At 66.1% G+C, this 3,678-nt stretch carries 2 protein-coding genes; both read left to right on the top strand.

The genetic code is table 11. The annotated features are described in order from the left end of the window. The coding region (locus tag AACR77_RS14955) for an alpha-2-macroglobulin family protein (protein WP_331372919.1) at positions 1-2,977 on the top strand (2,977 nt) is incomplete at its 5' end. 52 nt (positions 2,978-3,029) lie between these two features. Continuing rightward, the coding region (locus AACR77_RS14960) for a transglycosylase domain-containing protein (protein ID WP_231563260.1) at positions 3,030-3,678 on the top strand (649 nt) is incomplete at its 3' end.

Here is a 3,678-nt window from a genome sequence, read left to right on the forward strand (position 1 = left end):
CCAGCCGGTGGCGGGGGCGGTGAAGGTGCGCCTTATCAACGAGTACCGCGACTACTACTGGCACTACGCCGATGGGGAGGGGTGGAAGTACGAATTCAACAGCCAGCCCTATCTGGAGCAGGAGCAGACCCTGCAGCTGGATGGCAAGGGGCCGACCCCGCTCACGCTGCAACTGGCGGCGGGCTGGTATCGGTTGGAGGTGGAGAACAGTCAGGGCCATCAATCGAGCCTGCGGGTGGAGATAGGTAGTTACGCCTGGGGCGGCGGTGGGGAGCAGGCGCGGCCCGACAAGATTGCCATCACCCTCGACAAACGCGCCTATCAGGCGGGCGACAAGGCCAAAGTGACTTTGGTTGCCCCGCGCCCCGGCAAGGGGTTGCTGCTGGTGGAAGATGGCGACGGCCTGCGCTGGTGGCAGCGTATCGAGCTCAAGGGGGCCGGTGGCGATGCCAAGGATGCCCGCGGCGAGTTCGAGATCCCGGTCAGTCCCGAGTGGCAGCGTCATGACCTGCATATCTCGGCCCAGATCGCCGCGCCAGACCGCGCCTCCAAACCGGCTGGCAAGCAGCAGGGGCAGAGCCTGCGCTCGGTCGGGCTGGTGCCGCTCACCCTGGACCGGGAAGCGCGCCGTCTGCCGCTCACCCTGAGTGCGCCGGACAAAGCGGTGCCGCTCACCCGGCTGGAAGTGACCGCCACCTCTACCCCCAACGGTCAGAGCCGCGTGGTGCTGGCGGCGGTGGATCGGGGCGTGCTCAATATCAGCGATTATCAACCCCTCGACCCGTTCGAGATCTTCTTTGGTCGCAAGCGCTTCGCCCAAGATTTGTTCGACAACTACGGCCAAGTGATCCCGCCACAGGATGGCAAGCTGGCCCGCCTCAACTACGGGGGGGACCGGGCGCCGCTGAAAAAGGGCGGTGCGCTGGAGAGCCGGGTCGAGATAGCCGCACTGTGGAGCGGCGAGGTGAGTTTTGACGAGCAGGGCAAGGCGGTGATCCCGCTCGATCTGCCCAACTTCAACGGCGAGCTGGCGCTGATGGCGCTGGCCTGGAACGAACAGCAAGTCGGGGAGGCCGAGCGCACCGTCAAGGTGGTGGCGCCGCTGGTGGCAGAGATCGGCTGGCCGCGCTTTGGCGCGAGAGGGGATGAGACCCGGGCCCTGGTGCAGCTGCGCAATATGAGCGGCGAGGATCAGACCCTCTCCCTTGCCTGGACCCTCAACGGCGGGCTGAAAGCAAACGGCGAGCTGCCCGGCACCCTTTCCCTTAAAAATGGCGAGGAGCAGTGGCTGACCCTGCCGCTCACCGTGACTGGGGCGAGCGGCGTGGCACGCCTGCAGTTGGCTGCCAGCGGCAAGGATTTTGCCATCAGCCGCGACTGGACTTTGCCGCTGCGATCCCCCTGGCCGGCCGAGACTCGCCAGCGCTACCAGATGCTGGCTCCCGGCCAGCAGATGAGCTTTGCGCCAGCTGAGCTGGCCGGACTGGATCCCGCCAACCTGCAGGGGCTGCTCAGCCTCTCCGGCACTCCCCCCTGGGATCCGGCAGCCCAGTGGCAGGCGCTGGCCGACTACCCCTATGCCTGTCTGGAGCAGACCTTGTCCCGTGCCTGGCCTTACTTACTGACCACGGCCGATGAGCGGGCCGCCTGGCGCAAACCCGCAGAGGGCAAGAAAACGGCGAGCGAGGCGGATGTGCAACGCGCCCTGCTGCAACGGCTGCAGCGGTTGCAATTGCCAAGCGGCGGCTTTGGCCTTTGGGATGGTCGCTCCGACGAGGAGCAGTGGCTCACCGCCTATGCCGCCGACTACCTGCTGGCGCGCAAGGAGGCCGGCGATGCAGTGCCGGAGGCGATGCTCAATCAGGCGCTGAACCGATTGCAGAGCTATCTTACCGACAGCCAGTATGGCGAGCGCTGGAGCAGTGCTCCCGAGCACAGCCGGCTGGCCTATCAGGCCTACAGTGCCTATGTGCTGGCCCGGGTGGGCAAGGCGCCGCTCGCTACCCTGCGCCTTGTCTGGGAGCAGCAGGCCGATCACGCCCGCTCGGGTTTGCCGCTCTTGCACCTCTCGCTGGCGCTCTCGGCCATGGGGGATGAGCAGAACGCCGCCAAGGCCCTCAGCCGGGCATTGGCGACCGAGCGTGGGGACGACTATCTCGGGGATTACGGTTCGCCACTGCGCGATCAGGCCCTTGAGCTCTCCCTGCTGCGCCAGCACAAGCTGGCTGCGGAGATCTGGCCGGCCCTCAGTGCCAAGGTGGCCGATACCCTGGCTCACCGTCAGTGGCTCAGCACCCAGGAGCGGCTCGCCCTGCTGCGACTCGCCCGCTTCGATCCGGCCGCCGACTGGCAGGCCAAGGTAACTTCCTCTCTTGGCAGTGGATCCCTGAGCGGTTCGGCTCCGCTGCAGCAGGGTGCCCCAGAGGCACTGGCCGCGAGCACCGTCACCAACGAGGGCAAGGGATCCCTCTATGTGCAGCGCACCTTGATCGGTTACCCCGAGCAGGCTCCTACCCGGTTGAGTCAGGGGATAAGCGTGACCCGCAGCTGGTTCAATAGCGACGGTCAGCGTTTTGACCCGACCAAGGTGAAGGTGGGGGATCTGGTGGTGGTGCGGCTCAACGTCAGCAGTGAATCGGCGGTGCCCGATGCCCTGCTGGTGGAGATGGTGCCCGCTGGCTTCGAGCTGGAGAACCCGGCCCTTGGCAACAGCATCAAGCTCGAAGATCTCTCCATCGAGGGGAAACCGGCGTGGCAGATCGAATGGAACGACTACCTCAAGCATCAGGAGTTTCGCGATGACCGCTACACGGCGGCGCTGGATCTGAGCGCCGGGAGCAACCAGCAACTGGTCTACCTGATGCGGGCGGTGACGCCGGGTCGCTATCAGGTGCCGCCGACCCAGGTGGAGGATATGTACCGACCCGAGATCCGGGCCGTGGGTGAGGATATCCACGAGGTGATCATCTCTGAGTAACAAACCCTCCCTTGAGCGGGTTCGCCCGCTCACTTTCTGGCAGCGTGGCTGGCTGAAATTGGGTCGCACTGGCCACGCTGGCTGGCGCTGGCTTGGTCGCCTGCCACGCTGGCTGCGCTTTTCGGTGCTGGGCGTTGTAGCACTGCTCCTGTCATTGCTGGCGCTGGATCGACTCTTCCCGCCGCCGCCGCTCGACCCTGCCTATGCGCGGGTGGTGCTCGACATGAAGGGGCGACCGCTGCGTGCCTTTGCCGATACCAGCGGCGTGTGGCGCTACCCCGTGACGCTGGAGCAGGTCTCCCCCCGCTATATCGAGGCGCTGCTGGGCTACGAGGATCGCTACTTTTGGCACCATCCCGGGGTCAATCCGGTGGCCATGGTGCGCGGCATCGGTCAGTGGCTGCGTTACGGGCGGGCTGTGTCGGGGGGCTCGACCCTCACCATGCAGGTGGCGCGCCTCATCGAGCCCTACCACAGGAGCGTGCCCGGCAAGCTGCGCCAGATGGCCCGTGCGCTGCAACTGGAGTGGCACTACGACAAGCGCACCTTGCTTACCGTCTATCTGAATCGGGCGCCGTTTGGCGGCAATCTGGAGGGGGTGCAGGCGGCAAGTTTTGCCTATCTCGGCAAGAGCGCCGCCAAGCTGACCCATGCCGAGGCGGCGCTCTTGGCGGTGCTGCCCCAGGCCCCCAGCCGCAACC

This window comes from Aeromonas sp. ZOR0002, assembly GCF_963866995.1.
GTDB classification, from domain to species: domain Bacteria; phylum Pseudomonadota; class Gammaproteobacteria; order Enterobacterales; family Aeromonadaceae; genus Aeromonas; species Aeromonas caviae.